A 16715-nucleotide genomic window follows, 5' to 3' on the forward strand; every position below is an offset into this window, starting at 1 on the left:
ATGGATGCCATGCCCACCACAGAGACGTCCCCGGCCGGGGATCCGCTCAGCACGCTCAGCTACGAAGAGGCGCGTGACGAGCTGATCCGCGTCGTGACGGAGCTCGAGCAGGGCACCACGACGCTCGAGGAGTCCATCGCGCTGTGGGAGCGGGGCGAGGCCCTTGCCCGCCACTGCGAGGAGTGGCTGATCGGCGCGAAGGCGCGGCTCGACGCGGCACGCGCCGGCGCGGGCGCAGCGACCTCGGGAGCGTTCGACGGCGAATGAGCCCCCGCAACAACAAGCCTCCGGCGGTCGTCGCGGAGCTCGGACGCCCCGAGACTCCGGAGGAGACCGCGGCCCGCAAGGCCGAGAACTCGGCGAACCATCGCAACCGTCAGACGATCAACAACCTCGTCTACTCGCTGCTCGCCACCCTGGCGCTCGTCGCCGTCATCGTGCTCATCGTGCCGCGCGGCAATCCCACCGCCACGAAGCCGGCGGTCGACTACCCGTCCATCGCACAGCAGGCGCAGGGCAGTGAGCCCGATGCGCTGCTCGTTCCGAAGCTCCCCGCCGACTGGAAGTCGAACAACGCCGAACTGCGGACGAAGACGTCCGACGGCGTCGACTCCTGGTACATCGGCTTCGTGACGCCGAAGCAGCAGTTCATCGGCGTGACTCAGGGCTTCAAAGCCAACGACAGCTGGGTGTCCGACCAGGTCAACAAGTCCCGCATCAAAGACACGCGGGAGATCGACGGCGTCACCTGGGACGTCTACGACAACCGCACGTCCAGCTCGGACGACGGCAACGTCGAGTACGCGCTGACGACGACGGCGGGCGACAGCACGATCATCGTGTTCGGTACGGCGGACGACGCCGAGTTCCGCACCATGGCGTCGTCGCTGGCCGACCAGATCCATTCACTCGGAGGAGACAAGTAGTGCCTACAACGCGCCCCGGCAAGGTCTGGAACGCCATGCTCGACGGAAACGCCCGGTTCGTCGCGGGCGAGCCGCAGCACCCGCATCAGGATGTGGAGCGCCGCCAGTCCGTGGCGGAGGGCCAGGAGCCGGTCGCCGCGGTGTTCGGCTGCGCCGACTCCCGCCTCGCCGCCGAGATCATCTTCGACATGGGCCTCGGCGACGCCTTCGTGGTGCGCAACGCCGGCCAGGTCGTCTCCGACTCCGTGATCGGGTCGCTGGAGTACGCGGTCGCGGTGCTGCACGTGCCGCTCATCCTCGTGCTCGGTCACGACAGCTGCGGCGCGGTCGCGGCCGCGATCGGCTCGCAGGCCGAGGACGCCGACCCGCTGCCGCCGCACATCGCCCAGCTCATCGCGCCGATCGTGCCCGCGGTGCACCGCGTCGGCGGCGACGGCGCGATCGACCCCGCCGCGATCGACGCCGGGGAGGTCGGGCGCGAGCACCTGCGCGACACCGTCTCCGAGCTGCTGGCGCAGTCCGAGATCATCGCCTCCGCGGTCGCCGAGAACACCCTCGCGATCGTCGGCGCCAACTACCGGCTCGCGGAGGGCCGGGTCGTCCCCGACGTCGTCGTCGGCATGCGCGACTGACATCGACCTCCGTATACAGAAAGGAAGACACACCGTGGTGGACACCCAGGCGGACGCCGAGTACCGCATCGAGCACGACACGATGGGAGAGGTGCGCGTCCCGAAGCACGCGCTCTACAGCGCGCAGACGCAGCGCGCCGTCGAGAACTTCCCCATCTCCGGGTCGGTGCTGGAGCCGGCGCAGATCGCCGCCCTCGCCCGCATCAAGAAGTCGGCCGCCCTCGCGAACGCGCGCCTCGGAGTGCTCGACCAGGACGTCGCGGACGCCATCGCCTCCGCCGCGGACGAGGTCGCCGCGGGCGCCCACGACGCCGAGTTCCCGATCGACGTGTACCAGACCGGTTCGGGCACGTCGTCCAACATGAACATGAACGAGGTGCTGGCGACGCTCGCGTCGGAGCGCCTGGGCCGTCCGGTGCACCCGAACGACCACGTCAACGCGTCGCAGTCGTCGAACGACGTCTTCCCGACCTCGGTGCACATCGCCGTCACCGGCGCGCTGACCGACGACCTCATCCCGGCGCTCGACCACCTCGCGGTCGCGCTGGAGGAGAAGGCGGAGCAGTGGGCGGACGCGGTCAAGAGCGGCCGCACGCACCTCATGGACGCCACCCCGGTCACGCTCGGCCAGGAGTTCGGCGGGTACGCCGCGCAGATCCGCTACGGCATCGAGCGCATCCGCGCCGCCCTCCCCCGCGTCGCCGAGGTTCCGCTCGGCGGCACCGCGGTCGGCACCGGCATCAACACCCCGCTCGGCTTCCCGCAGCTCGTCATCGAGCTGCTGACCCAGGAGACCGAGCTGCCGATCACCGAGGCGCGCAACCACTTCGAGGCCCAGGCCAACCGCGACGCGCTGGTCGAGGCGTCCGGCGCGCTCCGCACGATCGCGGTCTCGCTCACGAAGATCTCGAACGACCTGCGCTGGATGGGCTCCGGCCCGAACACCGGCCTCGGCGAGCTGCACATCCCGGACCTGCAGCCCGGTTCGTCGATCATGCCCGGCAAGGTCAACCCGGTCATCCCGGAGGCCGTCCTCATGGTCGCCTCGCGCGTGATCGGCAACGACGCGACGATCGCCTGGAGCGGCGCCTCGGGCCTGTTCGAGCTGAACGTCGCCATCCCGGTCATGGGCACCGCGCTGCTGGAGTCGATCCGTCTGCTCACGCAGGCCAGCCGCGTGCTCGCCGACAAGACCATCCGCGGCCTCGAGGCCAACCTCGACCGCGCCCGCGCCTTCGCCGAGTCCAGCCCGTCGATCGTGACGCCGCTCAACCGCGTGATCGGCTACGAGGCGGCCGCCAAGGTCGCCAAGCACGCGGTCGCCAAGGGCATCACCGTGCGCGAGGCCGTCATCGACCTCGGCTTCGTCGACCGCGGCGAGGTCACCCTCGAGCAGCTGGACAAGGCCCTCGACGTCCTCTCGATGACCCACCCCGGCTGAGCCCCGCCGCCGAGCACAGGAAAAACGCTCCCGATCGAGTCGATCGGGAGCGTTTTTCCTGTGCTCGCGGGCTCGTGGGCTAGGCGAGCTCGTTGGCCTCCAGCATCTCGGTGACGAGCGCCGCGATCGCGGAGCGCTCGGAGCGGGTGAGGGTCACGTGCGCGAACAGCGGGTGGCCCTTCAGCGTCTCGATGACGCTGGCGACGCCGTCGTGGCGGCCGACGCGCAGGTTGTCGCGCTGCGCGACGTCGTGGGTGAGCACCACGCGCGAGTTCTGGCCGATGCGGCTGAGGACCGTGAGCAGCACGTTGCGCTCCAGCGACTGGGCCTCGTCCACGATCACGAACGCGTCGTGCAGCGACCGGCCGCGGATGTGCGTGAGCGGCAGCACCTCGAGGATGCCGCGGTCCTGCACCTCGTCGAGCACGTTCTGCGAGACCAGGGCGCCGAGCGTGTCGAACACCGCCTGGCCCCAGGGGTTCATCTTCTCGCCCTGGTCGCCGGGGAGGTAGCCGAGCTCCTGGCCGCCGACCGCGTACAGCGGGCGGAACACCATGATCTTCTTGTGCTGGCGCCGCTCCAGCACCGCTTCGAGTCCGGCGCACAGCGCGAGGGCCGACTTTCCGGTGCCGGCGCGGCCGCCGAGCGACAGGATGCCGATCTCCGGGTCGAGCAGCAGGTCGATCGCGAGACGCTGCTCCGCCGAGCGGCCGTGCAGGCCGAACACGTCGCGGTCGCCGCGGACCAGCTTCACTTCGGCGTCCGCGACGACGCGCCCGAGGGCCGAGCCGCGGTCGGAGTGGATGACGAGACCGGTGTTCACCGGGAGGCCGGCGGCCAGCTCGGTGCGCATCCACTCCTCCTCGTAGAGGGACGCCATCTCGTCGCTGCCGAGGTCGATCGACGCCATGCCGGTCCAGCCGGAGTCGACCGCCTGCTCGTGCCGGTACTCCTCGGCGGCCAGGCCGATCGAGGCGGCCTTCACGCGGAGCGGGAGGTCCTTGGAGACGACCGTCACATCCAGCCCGTCGTTCGACAGGTTGAGCGCGACCGCGAGGATGCGCGAGTCGTTGTCCCCCAGCTGCATGCCGCTCGGGAGGACGCTCATGTTGGAGTGGTTGAGCTCCACCCGCAGCGAGCCGCCGTCGCCGACGGGGATCGGGAAGTCGAGCCGTTCGTGCTGCACCCGGAGATCGTCGAGGTTCCGCAACGCCTGCCGCGCGAAGTACCCGATCTCTGGATCGTTGCGCTTGCCCTCGAGCTCGCTCACGACGACGACGGGGATGACGACAGCGTGCTCCGCGAAGTTGAAGATCGCCTTCGGGTCGGAGAGCAGCACCGACGTGTCGAGCACATACGTGCGCTCGTCCGTCTTCGCCGCCCCGCCGGTCTGCCGAGTTGCTGCCTGTCGGGTTGCTGATTCCGCCACGACCACTCCCACCCCGCCGGTCCCTCGGGAGCCGGCGGATCTCACTGGCGAGACGGCCGCTGGTTTCGAGACGAACTTTTGTGGCCGTCTCGATCGGGCGCGGTGCCCGATGGCTCGAAACTACGCCCGACCGCCGACATCCCCAGCTGGCGGGGTGGCGTGTCGTGTTTCGTTCAGGTGAACAATCGCCCCCAGTTGTGGGAGCTTGTCAGGCGACCGACGCGTACGAGGTGAACGCCGCGCGCAGCATGTCCAGCGTCTCCTCCGTCGTGCCGGCGTGGACGCTGATGCGCACGTTGGTCGCGCGGACCGACGCGGTCACGCCGTGATTGAAGAGGGAGGCGCCGAGCGCCGTCAGCTGCTCGGGCAGCGGCTCGAGCACGACCATCCCCGCCCGCTCGTTCGGGCTGCGCGAGGAGGAGACCGGGACGGCGAACTCGTCCGCGAGCTCGAGGACGCGCTCGACGTTGTCGGAGACGGCGGCGGCCACCGCATCCACCCCCACCGCCGCGACCTCCTCGAGCGAGGCGGCGAAACGCGCCTCGGCGACGAAGTCGGGGTTGGAGACGGAGAAGGCGCCGGCGCCGCGCACGGGCTCGCGCACCTCGTCCCAGGGCTGCTCCGGCCCGGAGCCGGTCCATCCGCTGAAGACCGGGGTCAGGTGGTCGATCGCCCGCTCGCTCAGCGCCAGGAACCCCGTGCCCCAGCCGGCGCGCATCCACTTCTGGCCGCCCGAGACGACGACGTCGGTGACCTCCCATGGGGCGTCCACCACGCCGAAGCCCTGGATCGCGTCGACGACGAGCAGGCGGTCGCCGATGACCTGCCGGATGCCGTCGATGTCGGCCAGGTACCCGGTCCGGGAGTCGACCAGGCTGACCATGACGGCCGCCGTGCTGTCGGTGAGCTGTTCGCGGATGCGGGCCGGGGTCACCCGGTCGTGGTCGGTCTCGAGCCACACCGGCGTGATGACGCGGAGGGCCTGGGCGGCGCGCTCGGCCGCGTAGGTGAGCGACGGGAACTCGCCGAGCGACAGCAGGACGTCGCCGCCGGTCAGCCCGAAGGCCGCGTGCAGAAGCCCGCTGGAGGCGTTGGGCTGGAACACGATCTGCTCGGAGGGGAAGCGGGTCAGCGCGCTCACCGCGTCCCGCACCCGCTCGTCCTCCGCGCGCATCCGCTCGATCGTGCCGAAGCGGGCGCGCGACAGGATCTCGTACTGCCCGAGCGCTTCGGCGCGGACGGTGGCCGACAGCGGGCCGACCCGTCCGTAGTCCAGATAGCCGGGCTCCTCGCCGAACCCGCGGGCGAACTCCTCGATCGTCGTCACGTGACGATTCTGCCGGAAAGGGCGCTCAGCCGCCGAAGCGGCGCTGGCGGCGGGAGTAGTCGCGCACGGCGCGCAGGAAGTCGACCTCGCGCAGGTCCGGTCCGAGCGCTTCGACGAAGTAGAACTCGCTGTGCGCGCTCTGCCACAGCATGAAGTCGCTGAGGCGCTGCTCCCCCGACGTGCGGATGACGAGGTCGGGATCGGGCTGGCCGCCGGTGTACAGGTGCTCGCCGATGAGGTCCGGGGTGAGGAGGTCGGCCAGCGTCTCGAGGCTGCCCCCTCGGCGTGGTGCGCGGCGACGATGCTGCGCATCGCGTCGGTGATCTCCTTGCGGCCGCCGTACCCCACGGCGAGGTTGATGTGCATGCCGGTGTTGTCGGCGGTGCGGCGCTCCGCGTCGGCGAGCGCTTCGACGAGCCGCGGCGGCAGACCCGTGGTCTGTCCCACGTGCTTGACCCGCCAGTCCCGGTACTGCGAGACGTCTTCCGCGAGCTGAGCGATGATCTCGATCAGGTCGCCGAGCTCCGAGCTCTCCCGGTTGGTGAGGTTGTCCGACGACAGGAGGTAAAGCGTCACGACCTCGATGCCGAGCTCGTCGCACCACTCCAGGAACTCGCGCATCTTCGCGGCGCCCGCCCGGTGGCCGTGCGCGACCGTGTCGTGCCCCGCCTGGCGGGCCCAGCGCCGGTTGCCGTCGATGATCATCGCCACGTGCTGGGGGATCGCATCGCGATTGATGTCGCGCCGGAGCCGCTTCTGGTAGAGCCGGTAGAGCAGCCCGCTGGCCATCAGCCGATCACCCGGCGTCGCGCTTCTGCTCACCCTGCTACGTTACTGCGCTCACAGCATCCCGCCACCCGCCTCCCCTACGCTGGGTGCATGTCGCCCCGCAGAAGCCCGAACCCCGACCGCACCGCCGGTGCGCGCGCCGGGGAGGATGTCGCCGAGCTGCTCTCCGAGCCGACTCCCCTGCTCGATGCGTCCGATGCCGCCGTGCAGGCGGACGAGCGGGAGGCGCGAGACGCCGGTCCCGATCTCCCCAACATCCCGCTGCTCGACGCCTCGCTGGCTAACCCGGCCGAGGTCAAGCCGACCTGGCGCGGATGGATCCATGCGGCCACTTTTCCGGTCACCATCGCGGCCGGAATCGTCCTGATCTGCCTGGCGCACGGCGCGCCCGCGAAGTGGGCGTCGGCCGTGTTCATGCTGACGTCGATGCTGCTGTTCGGCAACTCAGCGCTGTACCACCGCTTCAACTGGAAGCCGCGCACCAAGATCCTGCTCAAGCGCATCGACCACGCCAACATCTTCCTGCTGATCGCCGGCACCTACACCCCGCTCGCGGTGCTCGCCCTGCCGCCGGACAAGGGCATCCTGCTGCTCTGCCTGGTCTGGGGCGGGGCGCTGCTCGGCATCGGTTTCCGAGTGTTCTGGATCACGGCCCCGCGCTGGCTGTACGTCCCGATCTACGTCGCGCTCGGCTGGGCGGCGCTCATGTACATCGTCGACCTGGTGAACGCGAACGTCGCCATGATGGTGCTCGTGCTCGTGGGCGGCATCCTGTACACGATCGGCGCGGTGATCTACGGGATGAAGCGGCCGAACCCGTTCCCGGGGAAGTTCGGCTTCCACGAGATCTTCCACACGCTCACGGTGCTCGCGTTCCTCTGCCACTGGACGGCGACGCTGCTCATCGCAATGCACCCCGCCTACAACGCGGGCTGATCGTCAGGTCGGCAGCGCTCGGCGTCCCGTCACCTGCTTCATGACCAGCGTGGAGCTGAGCTTGCGCACGCCCGGCAGGGCGCCGAGCGGTCCGTCGAACAGCTCCTGGTAGGCCGCCAGGTCGGCGGTGAGCACGCGGAGCATGTAGTCCGGGTCCCCGAACAGCCGCTCGGCCTGCACGATGTTCCGGATGGCGAGCACGCCCTCCTCGAACGCGCCGACGGTCTCCGGGTCGGTGCGGTCGATCGTCACGAACACGATCGCCTCGAAGTCGAGTCCGACCGCGGCGGGCGAGACGACCGCGCGGTACTGCTCGATGACGCCGTCGCGTTCCAGCTCGCGCACCCGGCGGTGGCACGGCGACAGCGTCAGGCCGACGCGTGCGGCGAGCTCGGTGAGGCTGAGCCGGCCATCCTCCTGTAGCGCAGCAAGGATCTCCCGGTCGATCGCATCCATACGGTGGATTCTTCCACATCCCGGGTGCGAACGCTGGAAATTAGGGAGCACCTGTCGCCTCTCTTGGCATAGCTTTCCCCTGACATCGAAAGGGGACGCCGATGGATCCGGCACTGGCACTGGGCTTCTGGGGCGTGACCGTGCTGCTCGTCTGCACGCCGGGCGCCGACTGGGCGTACGCGGTCTCGGTGGGCGTCGGCGGCCGAGCACTCGCGCCGTCGATCGGCGGCATCCTGTTCGGCTACCTCGTGGTCGTGTGCGCGGTCGCCGTCGGGTTAGGCGCGCTGGTCGCGGCGAACCCGGTGCTGATGGACGTGTTGACGGTCGGCGGGGCGCTGTACCTGCTCTGGCTGGGGATCGGTGGGCTGGTCCGTGCGGCCGCACCGCTGACCGCGCACGCGGAGACGCCCGCCGGCTCTCCGCTGGCATCCTTCCTCCGCGGCGCGGGCGTGAGCGGCTTCAACCCGAAGGGCCTGCTGGTGCTCGTCGCCCTGGTGCCGCAGTTCACCTCGACGCACACCGGCTGGGCGCCGGCCGCACAGATGCTGCTGCTCGGCGGGATGTTCGTCGCGACCTGCGCGATCGTCTACCCGGCCGTCGCGATGCTGGCCCGACGACTGCTGGCGGCCCGGCCGCGCGGGACGGTGATCATGGCGCGCGTCTCGGCGATCGCTATGACGCTGATCGGGGTGTCGTTGCTCGCGGAGCGCGTGGCGCAGTTGTGGTGAGGGCCCGTCCGATCCGCAATTGAGGCCATAGTCCGCTTTTCGCACCTCAGATATTGATACCTTAACGCTTCATTCATTATGAGGTGTAAGGAGCCGTTATGGCGAGAGCGGTCGGTGTCGATGTCGGGCGGTTGCGAGCGGGCGCGCACTCGCTGAAAGGCGCGGTGTGCGGGAAGCGTCCATCGGTGGACGAGTCACATCGCGTCGGGTCGCGGGCGGCGCGGGACGCGGTGGAGCGTTTCGAGGCGTATTGGGTGTCCGGGCAAGCGTCCGTCGATGACGAAATCGCGGGGCTTGCGGGGGCGCTGTCGAAGGCCGCCGATGCCTACGAACGACGGGACGCGAAGGATGCGGCCGCTCTGCACCAGGGTGGTGTGTTCGTTGGGTTCTAGACCGCACGATTGGTCGCCGCTAGGCGTGGAGACGGATCCGACGCCGGGCGATCACGGCACAGTGGACGCGTTCGCGGCCCACCTTCGGAAGTGGTCCGACCGGCTGGAGCATCAGTCGAAGACCGCGCACAACGTGTTGGACGCCCAGCTGGGAGCGTCGGCATGGTCAGGGTTGGCCGCCGACATGTTCAGCCAGCGGCTCCGATCGGCGGCGTCTGCGGCGTCCGAGGCGGCCGGACGGCACGCACAGGGCGCGCGGGCGGCCTCCCGGTGGTCGGCGTCGCTGCTGCTGACACAGGAGAACGCGGATCGGGCACTGCGGGAAGCGGAGGACGCACTCGCAGAACTGGAAGCGCAGGAGGCTGCCATGGCCGCGCTCGGCCCCGAACATGCCGCCTTAGTCACGGCGCTGAAAGCCCTGGAGAAGGCGTACGCCTCCACCGAGAAGCCGCCGCCGGGAAAGACCGCGCCATCGCACTCGGACGTCACGACCGCGCGGAAGAGGGAGCAGGCGGCCGCCGATGGGCTGGCGCAGGCACGACTGCGCGCCCAGGATGCGCAGGAACGCCTCGACGCCGCCAGAAGGCGTGCCCGCGAGGCAGAAGAACAGTATGAATCCGACGAACGCGCCTTCGCCCACGCCCTCGACGACGCGCTGCACGGTGCTGTGCCCCGGGCGCCGAAGCGGGAGATGGCGACATTCGCCTCCACTGTCGGCAAGCTCTCCCGCATCCCGGTTTCGGCGAGCGTCAATGCGTCGCTGATGGACACGCTGCAGAAGTTGACGCCGGACGAGCTGAAGGCGTTGATCGCGCAGAGGCCGGCGCTGGTGCAACAGTTCTGGGAGCACCCGCCCTCGCCGGACAAGGTCGCCGCGTGGTGGGGCGGCCTGCCGCCGGAGAGCCAGCAGGCGTGGCAGCGCGCCGCGCCGGGAGTTCTCGGCATTCTCGCTGGGCTCCCGTACGGGGTGCGAAACAGCTGCAACTTCGCCGTGTACAACGAAGCCCGAGAACACCTTTCCACCCTGACACCGGAGCAACGGAAGGTCATGGCGGCCCTGCAGAATGTGCTCCTCGACCGGAGGGCGTCGCTGGTGTGCTTCAACCTCGGCGCCATCGTTCCGATGGTCGCCGTCGGATACGGCGATCTCGACACCGCAGACACCGTCACCTGGGCGGCACCCGGAATGAACTCCGACGCCGCCGACGGCACCACGAGCTGGTCACAAGCAGCCCGAAACCTGTATGACCAGCAGAACAAACTCGACGGCTCGCACACCCACGGTGTGGTCGGCTGGTTGGGGTATGACGCACCGGATCTGCTAAGCGTGAACGTCCCCGCCGCGGCGCAGAACGGGTCGTGGCGGTTCGCCAACGAACTGGATGGCACCCACGCCACCCGGGCGGCCAACCCCCAGGCGCCATTCCCGTACGTGTCCGTCATCGCACACTCCTACGGCACGACCATGGCCGCAGACGCCCTGGTACACACCAAATACCCGATCGACTCGATCACCTTGCTCGGCTCCGCCGGCATCGACACACAGGTTGTAAAGGCGCTGTCCGACCTCCACGTCAAACCAGTCGACGGTGTCCTCCCGATCTACACCACCGCGGCACAACTCGACTACCTCGCCCCCTTCGGCGCGGCGGCGAGCGGGCGCGCAGAACCCAACCCCGAGGCTGTCTGGTCTCCCGGAGCCGTCGCGGCGGTATCGGCCAGCACCGCCCTCTCGCCCGCCGCAGGCGTCCTCCGGCTGCCGAAGACGATGGGCGGCGCCCAATCGTTCTCCTCCGAAGGGACCACCCTCCCGACCGGCGACGTGCTTGAACCCACCCAGGGCCACAGCACGATCGGCGAGAACGTCGGACCCAACTTCCTCAACGGGATCGCACCCGAAGGCCACGGCTACCTCGACCGGAAGACGGAGGCTCTGTACAACGCAGCACTGACGACAACCGGCCTGCCCGAGAAGGTCGCGGGCGGATTGAAGCCCAACCCATGACCCGCGGTCTGAAAGCAGCCGCACGCCGCACCGTGAAGATCTCCGGTACAGCGGCGTCCATCGCCGTTCTTACCGGCACCCTGTTAGGAGGATGTATGTCCGTTCCCGCACTCAGCGACCCCATCCCGGAAAGCCCGGGAACCCCACAGAAGACCATCACCGAACTCCTGGCCCAATGGGCCGATCTCCTCAACGCCGCCATCGCCGCCACCGGTGACACGGAGGGTTGGATGGATGACACACCTTTTCTCTGGCCAAGCCCTGGGACCCGGCCGCGGAGGATATCCACCTGGCCCCGTGCCAGACCCGGGGACCACAAGGGTCTCACCAGCTCGAAGCGACGATCTTCCACGAAGTGTTCGAGCACGACCCGCACCGTATCGCCGACAAACTCACCGCCTACTGGAAAAGCCAAGGGTTCATCGTCACCCGAACCATCGACTGGACCACGCCCGACGGCTGGCAGAGCGTCGAGCTCCGAGCGGACCGGCCCGACGGCGTCCAATACGGACTCACCGCCACCAACGACCTCGTCGCCATCGACGCCGCCACCGAATGCTCCACACACCCATCGATCGACGATTGGGCGGCGCAGGGGGTCCAGAAGCGACTGGAGTCCCTGTTCCCCACACCTCATGCCACACCTTCCGCCACCCCACACGAGGGCAGCGCTGGAACCGGGCACAACACGATGGCTGCGGCCATCGACCCCACGAACCCGTTCCGTCAGTTCCTGGAGGAGGAATCCGCACCCCCTGAGGATGCCCCCGACCACTCGGACCTGTTCCGCCGGTTCCGTGAGGACCAGTCCGCGGATGCCGGCCCCGATGACGACGGGTGGGTGTGGTGACCGTCAGCCGTGACCAGCGCCTACACGCCTGAACGACGAACGCCCCGGGTCGTAGGACCCGGGGCGTTCGCACGGCGCCAACGCATCACTGCCCGGTGTACGTCTCCACCTTCGTGACCTCGACGGCGATCTGCCGGCCGTTGGGCGCGGTGTACTCCGTCTTGTCGCCGACCTTGAGGCCGAGGATGGCCGAGCCGAGCGGGCTCTGCTCGCTGTAGACCGGGAGGTCGGTGCCGGCCGCGATCTCGCGGTTGCCGATGAGGAAGACGCTCTCGTCGCCCGCGATCGTCGCGGTGATGACCGTGCCGGGCTCGACGACGCCGTGGCTCTCCGGGGCGGCGCCGACGGTGGCGCTGCGGAGGAGGTTGGTGAGCTGGACGATGCGGGCCTCGATCTTGCCTTGCTCCTCCTTGGCGGCGTGGTAGCCGCCGTTCTCCTTGAGGTCGCCCTCCTCGCGGGCCGCCTCGATGCGCTTCGCGATCTCGTTTCGGCCGTTGACGCTGAGCTCCTCGAGTTCGGCCGAGAGACGGTCGTACGCGTCCTGGGTCAGAAAGGTGACCTGAGAATCCTGGGACATGATGAACTCCTTCGCGCCTCGCGCGGCAACTGCCGCCGGAAGCAGATGGGCCGGTCCTCCGACCGGTGCTAAAGTCGACGCCCCGGCACAGCCGGGGCGTATCCGCACAATACTAGGTCAGCCAGCAGCTGTTGATCAAACCCGTGTTGGGCGTCATGATCGTCCGGATCGACTCCTTGTACGCGGTGAGCCGCGTGTCCGATCCGGGGTACTTCACGATGCGCCAGCCGACGATGGCGAAGTCCTCGTTGAGGGCCTGGATGGCGCAGGTCACCGGCGTCCCGGGAGGGGCGTTGATGGTGAACGAGATGTCCACGTGGTGATGGTCGGGGATCGTGTAGGCCGTGTCCGTCGCCTCGAGGTCGGCCTGGTCGTTGTCCCAGCCCGCCCAAAAGACCCAGGCCGTGACGACCGCCACAAGTCCGATCAGGCCGCCGATGAGCAGCCAGCGCTGGCGACGCCTGCGCTCGGGGGTGCGGCCGTAGCGGCTGTCGAGCCGTGCGCTGGGGGTCGGAGTCGTCGCCGTCATGCGTGCCGTCCTGTCCGACCTTCCCGCTCGGTGGCCTGCCGCCGGACGACGGTAGGCTGGAACAAGACTAGGAGACGAAGCTGTGAACACTGCTCCCCGCGTGGAGACCGAGATGCCCGAGACCGACCTCTTCTCCGGGATGGTGGCCGAGTGATCGCCGACGCCCTGCTGCGCGCGTCCGTGCTCCTCGCCGCGACGCCCACCCCGACGCCGTCGGGCGCCCCGGCCGACGACTCCGTCACGCCGGGCGTGCTCGGATTCGTGGTGACGTTCCTGATCGCCGTGGTCGTCGTACTGCTGGTCATCGACATGGTGCGGCGCATCCGCCGGGTGCGCTACCGCTCCGAGATCGCCGAGAAGCTGGATGCGGAGCAGGCCGACGAGACCGGCACCGGGCGCCCGGACGACCGCGACCGCTGACCGCCCCTCACGAAGGGACGGCGGCTACTCGTCGTCGACGACGGGGTCGTACCCGGCGGCGCGGAGCGCGTCGATGACGTGACGCCGGTGCTCCGTGCCGCGCGTCTCGACGCTCACGTCGAGCTCCACCTGGCTGAGCTGCATCCCGCGCCCGTGGCGCGTGTGCAGCACCTCGACGACGTTGGCGTTCACGCCCGCGAGGATTTCGGCGATGCGCGCCAGCTGGCCCGGGCGGTCCGGCAGCATGATCGTCAGCTTCAGGTAGCGGTCGGAGGCGGCGAGGCCCTGGCTGATCACGCGCTGCATGAGCAGCGGGTCGATGTTGCCGCCGGACAGGATCGCGACCGTCGTGCCGTCGGACGGGATCGCCCCGGCGAGGATGGCCGCGACACCCGCCGCGCCCGCCGGCTCCACGACGAGCTTCGCCCGCTCCAGCAGCACGACCATGGCGCGGGCGATGTCGTCCTCGGACACGGTGACCACCTGGTCCACCGCCTCGCGGATGATCTCGAAGTTGAGCGCGCCCGGCCTGCTCACGGCGATGCCGTCGGCGATGGTCGCGACCAGCGCTATGTCGGTCGGCTGCCCCGCCGCCAGCGAGGGCGGGTAGGCCGCGGCGTTGGCCGCCTGGACGCCGATGACGCGCACCTGGCGGCCGTCGCGCGACGCGCGCTGCTTGACCGCGCTGGCGACGCCCGAGATGAGCCCGCCGCCGCCGATGGGCACGACGATGGTGCGCACGTCCGGCACGTCGTCGAGGATTTCGAGCCCGAGGGTCCCCTGACCGGCCACCACGTCCGGGTGATCGAACGGCGGGATGAGGACCGCGCCGGTCTCCGCCGCGAAGTCGGCGGCCGCGCGCAGCGTCTCATCCACGATGCTGCCGCTGAGCACGACGTCCGCGCCGTACGCGCGGGTCGCCTGGAACTTGGGGATGGCCACGCCCACGGGCATGAAGATCGTCGCGTGGATGCCGAGCTCCCGCGCCGCGAACGCGACGCCCTGCGCGTGGTTGCCGGCGGAGGCCGCCACGACGCCGCGGCCGCGCTCCTCGGCGCTCAGCTTCGACATCCGGTTGTAGGCGCCGCGGATCTTGTACGAGCCGGTGCGCTGCAGGTTCTCGCACTTCAGCAGCACCGGCGCGCCGAGCAGGTCGGCGAGGTAGCGCGAGCTCTCGATCGGGGTGGGCTGGGCCACACGGGCGACGATGGCGCGCGCGGACTCGTACTCGTCCAGGCTGGGGCCTGCGAACGGGGTGCGCGTGTGATCGGTCGCGGTTGCCACGGGCTCAGCCTAGCCGCGGTCGTATTCCGGTGGGTGTATGCGGTCGCGGCTCAACGCGCAGGCGGGCGCCGCACCGGCCGCGGGACGGTCTGCCAGATCGGCCGTTCCGGTCCCGTCCATTCCGGATCGTCGGGCGCGCTCCGCCACGCCCCGCTGGAGATGTAGTGCACCATCACATTGAGCACGGCCACGAACGGCACGGCGAACAGAGCGCCCGGGATGCCGGCGAGCAGCGATCCGGCCGCGACCGCCAGCACCACGGCGAGCGGGTGCACCTTCACCGCGCTGCCCATGATCAGCGGTTGCAGGATGTGGCCCTCGATCTGCTGCACGAGCAGCACGATCCCGAGCATGATCAGCGCGAACACCCAGCCCTTGAAGACGAGGGCGATGAAGACTGCGAGCGCCCCGGTGACCACGGCGCCCACGACCGGGATGAACGACCCCAGGAACACGAGCACCGCGATCGGCAGCACCAGCGGCAGGCCGAGGAAGAAGGCCCCGAGGCCGATGCCGAGCGCGTCGATCGAGGCGACGAGCACCTGCACCTTGGCGAAGTTGCGGAGGGTGACCCAGCCGGCCTTGCCCGCGCCGTCGACCGCGGCCCGCGCCCGCTTCGGGAAGACGCGCACGATCCACGACCAGATGCCGGCGCCGTCGATGAGGATGAAGATCGTGCTGAACAGCACCAGCAGCGCACCCGCGAACACGTGACCGAGGGTGGAACCGACCGACAGTGCGCCGGAGAGGAAGACCTGGCTGTCCTGTTGGATCGACTTCCCGATCGACGCCAGGGCGCTGCTGATCTGGTCCTCACTCAGTCCGAGCGGCCCGCTCGTGAGCCAGGACCGGAGGCCGTCGTACGCCTCCACCGACTGCTTCTGCAGCTCGCCGCTCTGCCGCGTGATCTGCCAGACCGCGACGTAGAGGAGACCGGCGACCACGATGAGCGTGATGATGAGCACGACGAGGATGGCGAGCCACTTCGGCCAGCCGTGCCGCACCAGCAGGTCCTTGAACGGCACCAGCAGCGCGGACAGCAGCACGGCGATGAGCACCGGGATGACGATGAGCTTCAGCTGGATGATCAGGAAGATGACGACCGCGATGACCGCGCCGATGACGAGCAGCCGCCACGACCACGCGCCGGCGATGCGCATCCCGCGCGGGACCGCCTCGTCGATCGAGGTGGCCGGGTCGACGAGGTCGCGCCCGCGGCGCTGGAACCAGGACCGGGCGGGCGCGCGATTGCCGGCGACGACGTCCTCGCCGGGCGTCGTGACGGGCGGCGGAACGGGGCGGTCGGTGTCGGACATGCCCGCAAGTGTAGGCCGCGGCCACCCGGGATCAATGGAGCCCGGGCGCCGCGGTCACCCCTTCACAGCTGGATGATCAGGGGTGGATACTCGATGGCCGTGCGGTACCACTGCCACGTGGATCCGCCGGTCTGCTGGATGTAGGCGTAGGTCACCTGCGTCGGCTGCACGTTCTTCAGCCCGACGACGACCGCCACGTTGCCGTTGACGGTGCGCGCGCCGGTCCCGGTCGTGCTCCCCGCGCCGGCGTAGGCGCCGACGTTGAGGTTCACGGAGCCGTTGGCCGTGATCACGAAGGTGACCACGTAGTCGCCGGCGGACGTCGCGCCGTAGTCGCCCGGGCTGAAGTGCACCGACACCCCGGGGCCGCCCGAGGGCGTCGGCCGGTAGGTGAACGACGCATAAGGGGTGCCCGTCGTGTCCGTCTGCATGATGTCGGACGCGATGAGCGTGAGGTTGGTCCGTCCCTTCCCCACCGTGTGCGTAGGGCTGATGGTGTCGATGGGGCGGAACCACGGGAAGGTGATGATCTCGTGCACCGAGATGCGGTGCGCGAGATCCGTGAGGGACAGGGTTCTCTCGAACGTTGCGGGATCGATGAGCTCAGCGACTTCTGCGTCCTCCCCCGCACGCTCTCCCAGGTCAGGAGTCTCGCTGGACATGCGCGGACTCTACTCC

18 protein-coding genes and 1 pseudogene are annotated in these 16715 nt (G+C 69.5%); 10 read left to right on the forward strand and 9 right to left on the reverse strand.

All coding sequences use genetic code 11. The features are described 5' to 3' along the window. The 4 genes from ACRAWB_RS07500 to ACRAWB_RS07515 are packed head-to-tail and all read left to right on the forward strand — an operon-like array spanning position 1 to position 2999. The gene (locus ACRAWB_RS07500) at positions 1 to 267 is read left to right on the forward strand and encodes an exodeoxyribonuclease VII small subunit (RefSeq protein ID WP_082888915.1); all 267 of its coding nucleotides are present in this window, start codon (positions 1 to 3) and stop codon (positions 265 to 267) included. Next, the gene (locus ACRAWB_RS07505; protein WP_431352782.1) at positions 264 to 926 is read left to right on the forward strand and encodes a DUF4245 domain-containing protein; all 663 of its coding nucleotides are present in this window, start codon (positions 264 to 266) and stop codon (positions 924 to 926) included. Before ACRAWB_RS07500 ends, ACRAWB_RS07505 begins: the two co-directional genes overlap by 4 nt. Positions 927 to 961: 35 nt before the next feature. Then, a complete protein-coding gene (locus ACRAWB_RS07510) occupies positions 962 to 1558 on the forward strand; it encodes a carbonic anhydrase (RefSeq protein ID WP_431353159.1) in 597 nt (198 codons plus the stop codon). Between the two features lie 34 nt (positions 1559 to 1592). After that, complete coding sequence (locus tag ACRAWB_RS07515) at positions 1593 to 2999, forward strand: class II fumarate hydratase (RefSeq protein WP_082888916.1); 1407 nt, start codon at positions 1593 to 1595, stop codon at positions 2997 to 2999. A gap of 79 nt (positions 3000 to 3078) precedes the next feature. Here the strand turns inward: ACRAWB_RS07515 and ACRAWB_RS07520 are convergent, their stop codons facing one another. From ACRAWB_RS07520 to ACRAWB_RS07530, 3 genes and pseudogenes are all read right to left on the reverse strand, one after another. Continuing rightward, on the reverse strand, positions 3079 to 4428 hold the full coding sequence (locus ACRAWB_RS07520; RefSeq protein WP_363804946.1) for a PhoH family protein: 1350 nt from the start codon (positions 4426 to 4428) through the stop codon (positions 3079 to 3081). A 208-nt stretch (positions 4429 to 4636) separates the two neighbouring features. Then, positions 4637 to 5602 (reverse strand): aminotransferase class V-fold PLP-dependent enzyme, encoded by a 966-nt coding sequence (locus ACRAWB_RS07525; RefSeq protein WP_431353160.1) that lies wholly within the window; start codon positions 5600 to 5602, stop codon positions 4637 to 4639. A gap of 178 nt (positions 5603 to 5780) precedes the next feature. Continuing rightward, positions 5781 to 6544: pseudogene (locus ACRAWB_RS07530) on the reverse strand (isoprenyl transferase). A gap of 90 nt (positions 6545 to 6634) precedes the next feature. Between ACRAWB_RS07530 and trhA the strand changes: the two are divergent. Then, positions 6635 to 7480: a PAQR family membrane homeostasis protein TrhA gene (gene trhA / locus ACRAWB_RS07535; protein WP_431352783.1), complete on the forward strand. Its 846-nt coding sequence runs from the start codon at positions 6635 to 6637 to the stop codon at positions 7478 to 7480. Positions 7481 to 7483: 3 nt separating this feature from the next. Here the strand turns inward: trhA and ACRAWB_RS07540 are convergent, their stop codons facing one another. Then, entirely contained in the window at positions 7484 to 7936 is a 453-nt protein-coding gene (locus ACRAWB_RS07540; RefSeq protein WP_431352784.1) for an Lrp/AsnC family transcriptional regulator, read from the reverse strand. A 101-nt stretch (positions 7937 to 8037) separates the two neighbouring features. Here ACRAWB_RS07540 and ACRAWB_RS07545 point away from each other — a divergent pair, with 101 nt between their 5' ends. The 4 genes from ACRAWB_RS07545 to ACRAWB_RS07560 all read left to right on the forward strand — a co-directional run bounded on the left by ACRAWB_RS07545 (position 8038) and on the right by ACRAWB_RS07560 (position 11911). Then, the gene (locus ACRAWB_RS07545) at positions 8038 to 8664 is read left to right on the forward strand and encodes a LysE family translocator (protein WP_431352785.1); all 627 of its coding nucleotides are present in this window, start codon (positions 8038 to 8040) and stop codon (positions 8662 to 8664) included. 98 nt (positions 8665 to 8762) lie between these two features. After that, on the forward strand, positions 8763 to 9056 hold the full coding sequence (locus ACRAWB_RS07550) for a hypothetical protein (protein WP_431352786.1): 294 nt from the start codon (positions 8763 to 8765) through the stop codon (positions 9054 to 9056). A 25-nt stretch (positions 9057 to 9081) separates the two neighbouring features. Continuing rightward, positions 9082 to 11061 (forward strand): alpha/beta hydrolase, encoded by a 1980-nt coding sequence (locus ACRAWB_RS07555; RefSeq protein WP_431352787.1) that lies wholly within the window; start codon positions 9082 to 9084, stop codon positions 11059 to 11061. Positions 11062 to 11416: 355 nt separating this feature from the next. Further along, on the forward strand, positions 11417 to 11911 hold the full coding sequence (locus ACRAWB_RS07560) for a hypothetical protein (RefSeq protein ID WP_431352788.1): 495 nt from the start codon (positions 11417 to 11419) through the stop codon (positions 11909 to 11911). An 85-nt stretch (positions 11912 to 11996) separates the two neighbouring features. Here the strand turns inward: ACRAWB_RS07560 and greA are convergent, their stop codons facing one another. Both greA and ACRAWB_RS07570 read right to left on the reverse strand, forming a co-directional pair. After that, positions 11997 to 12488 (reverse strand): transcription elongation factor GreA, encoded by a 492-nt coding sequence (gene greA / locus ACRAWB_RS07565; protein WP_064109472.1) that lies wholly within the window; start codon positions 12486 to 12488, stop codon positions 11997 to 11999. Positions 12489 to 12600: 112 nt separating this feature from the next. Then, positions 12601 to 13017: a DUF4307 domain-containing protein gene (locus ACRAWB_RS07570; RefSeq protein ID WP_431352789.1), complete on the reverse strand. Its 417-nt coding sequence runs from the start codon at positions 13015 to 13017 to the stop codon at positions 12601 to 12603. Between the two features lie 150 nt (positions 13018 to 13167). Here ACRAWB_RS07570 and ACRAWB_RS07575 point away from each other — a divergent pair, with 150 nt between their 5' ends. Then, positions 13168 to 13437, forward strand: a complete 270-nt coding sequence (locus tag ACRAWB_RS07575) for a hypothetical protein (RefSeq protein WP_431352790.1) — start codon at positions 13168 to 13170, stop codon at positions 13435 to 13437. A gap of 24 nt (positions 13438 to 13461) precedes the next feature. Here the strand turns inward: ACRAWB_RS07575 and ilvA are convergent, their stop codons facing one another. The 3 genes from ilvA to ACRAWB_RS07590 all read right to left on the reverse strand — a co-directional run bounded on the left by ilvA (position 13462) and on the right by ACRAWB_RS07590 (position 16699). Beyond that, positions 13462 to 14721, reverse strand: a complete 1260-nt coding sequence (gene ilvA, locus ACRAWB_RS07580; protein WP_431352791.1) for a threonine ammonia-lyase — start codon at positions 14719 to 14721, stop codon at positions 13462 to 13464. A 50-nt stretch (positions 14722 to 14771) separates the two neighbouring features. Further along, the gene (locus ACRAWB_RS07585; RefSeq protein WP_431352792.1) at positions 14772 to 16037 is read right to left on the reverse strand and encodes an AI-2E family transporter; all 1266 of its coding nucleotides are present in this window, start codon (positions 16035 to 16037) and stop codon (positions 14772 to 14774) included. Positions 16038 to 16099: 62 nt separating this feature from the next. Beyond that, the gene (locus ACRAWB_RS07590; RefSeq protein WP_431352793.1) at positions 16100 to 16699 is read right to left on the reverse strand and encodes a hypothetical protein; all 600 of its coding nucleotides are present in this window, start codon (positions 16697 to 16699) and stop codon (positions 16100 to 16102) included. Between the last annotated feature and the right edge of the window lie 16 nt (positions 16700 to 16715).

Origin of the sequence: Leifsonia poae, from assembly GCF_050632865.1 — a bacterium.
GTDB classification, from domain to species: Bacteria; Actinomycetota; Actinomycetes; order Actinomycetales; family Microbacteriaceae; genus Leifsonia; species Leifsonia poae_B.

Excerpts from the sequence above, each read along its gene's own strand:
- ACRAWB_RS07590 (WP_431352793.1), bottom strand. The coding sequence starts at position 16,699 with ATGTCCAGCGAGACTCCTGACCTGGGAGAGCGTGCGGGGGAGGACGCA.
- ACRAWB_RS07540 (WP_431352784.1), bottom strand. The coding sequence starts at position 7,936 with ATGGATGCGATCGACCGGGAGATCCTTGCTGCGCTACAGGAGGATGGC.
- ACRAWB_RS07545 (WP_431352785.1), top strand. The coding sequence starts at position 8,038 with ATGGATCCGGCACTGGCACTGGGCTTCTGGGGCGTGACCGTGCTGCTC.
- ACRAWB_RS07570 (WP_431352789.1), bottom strand. The coding sequence starts at position 13,017 with ATGACGGCGACGACTCCGACCCCCAGCGCACGGCTCGACAGCCGCTAC.
- ACRAWB_RS07585 (WP_431352792.1), bottom strand. The coding sequence starts at position 16,037 with ATGTCCGACACCGACCGCCCCGTTCCGCCGCCCGTCACGACGCCCGGC.
- ACRAWB_RS07510 (WP_431353159.1), top strand. The coding sequence starts at position 962 with ATGCTCGACGGAAACGCCCGGTTCGTCGCGGGCGAGCCGCAGCACCCG.
- ACRAWB_RS07500 (WP_082888915.1), top strand. The coding sequence starts at position 1 with ATGGATGCCATGCCCACCACAGAGACGTCCCCGGCCGGGGATCCGCTC.
- trhA (WP_431352783.1), top strand. The coding sequence starts at position 6,635 with ATGTCGCCCCGCAGAAGCCCGAACCCCGACCGCACCGCCGGTGCGCGC.
- ACRAWB_RS07550 (WP_431352786.1), top strand. The coding sequence starts at position 8,763 with ATGGCGAGAGCGGTCGGTGTCGATGTCGGGCGGTTGCGAGCGGGCGCG.
- ACRAWB_RS07525 (WP_431353160.1), bottom strand. The coding sequence starts at position 5,602 with ATGCGCGCGGAGGACGAGCGGGTGCGGGACGCGGTGAGCGCGCTGACC.
- ACRAWB_RS07505 (WP_431352782.1), top strand. The coding sequence starts at position 264 with ATGAGCCCCCGCAACAACAAGCCTCCGGCGGTCGTCGCGGAGCTCGGA.
- greA (WP_064109472.1), bottom strand. The coding sequence starts at position 12,488 with ATGTCCCAGGATTCTCAGGTCACCTTTCTGACCCAGGACGCGTACGAC.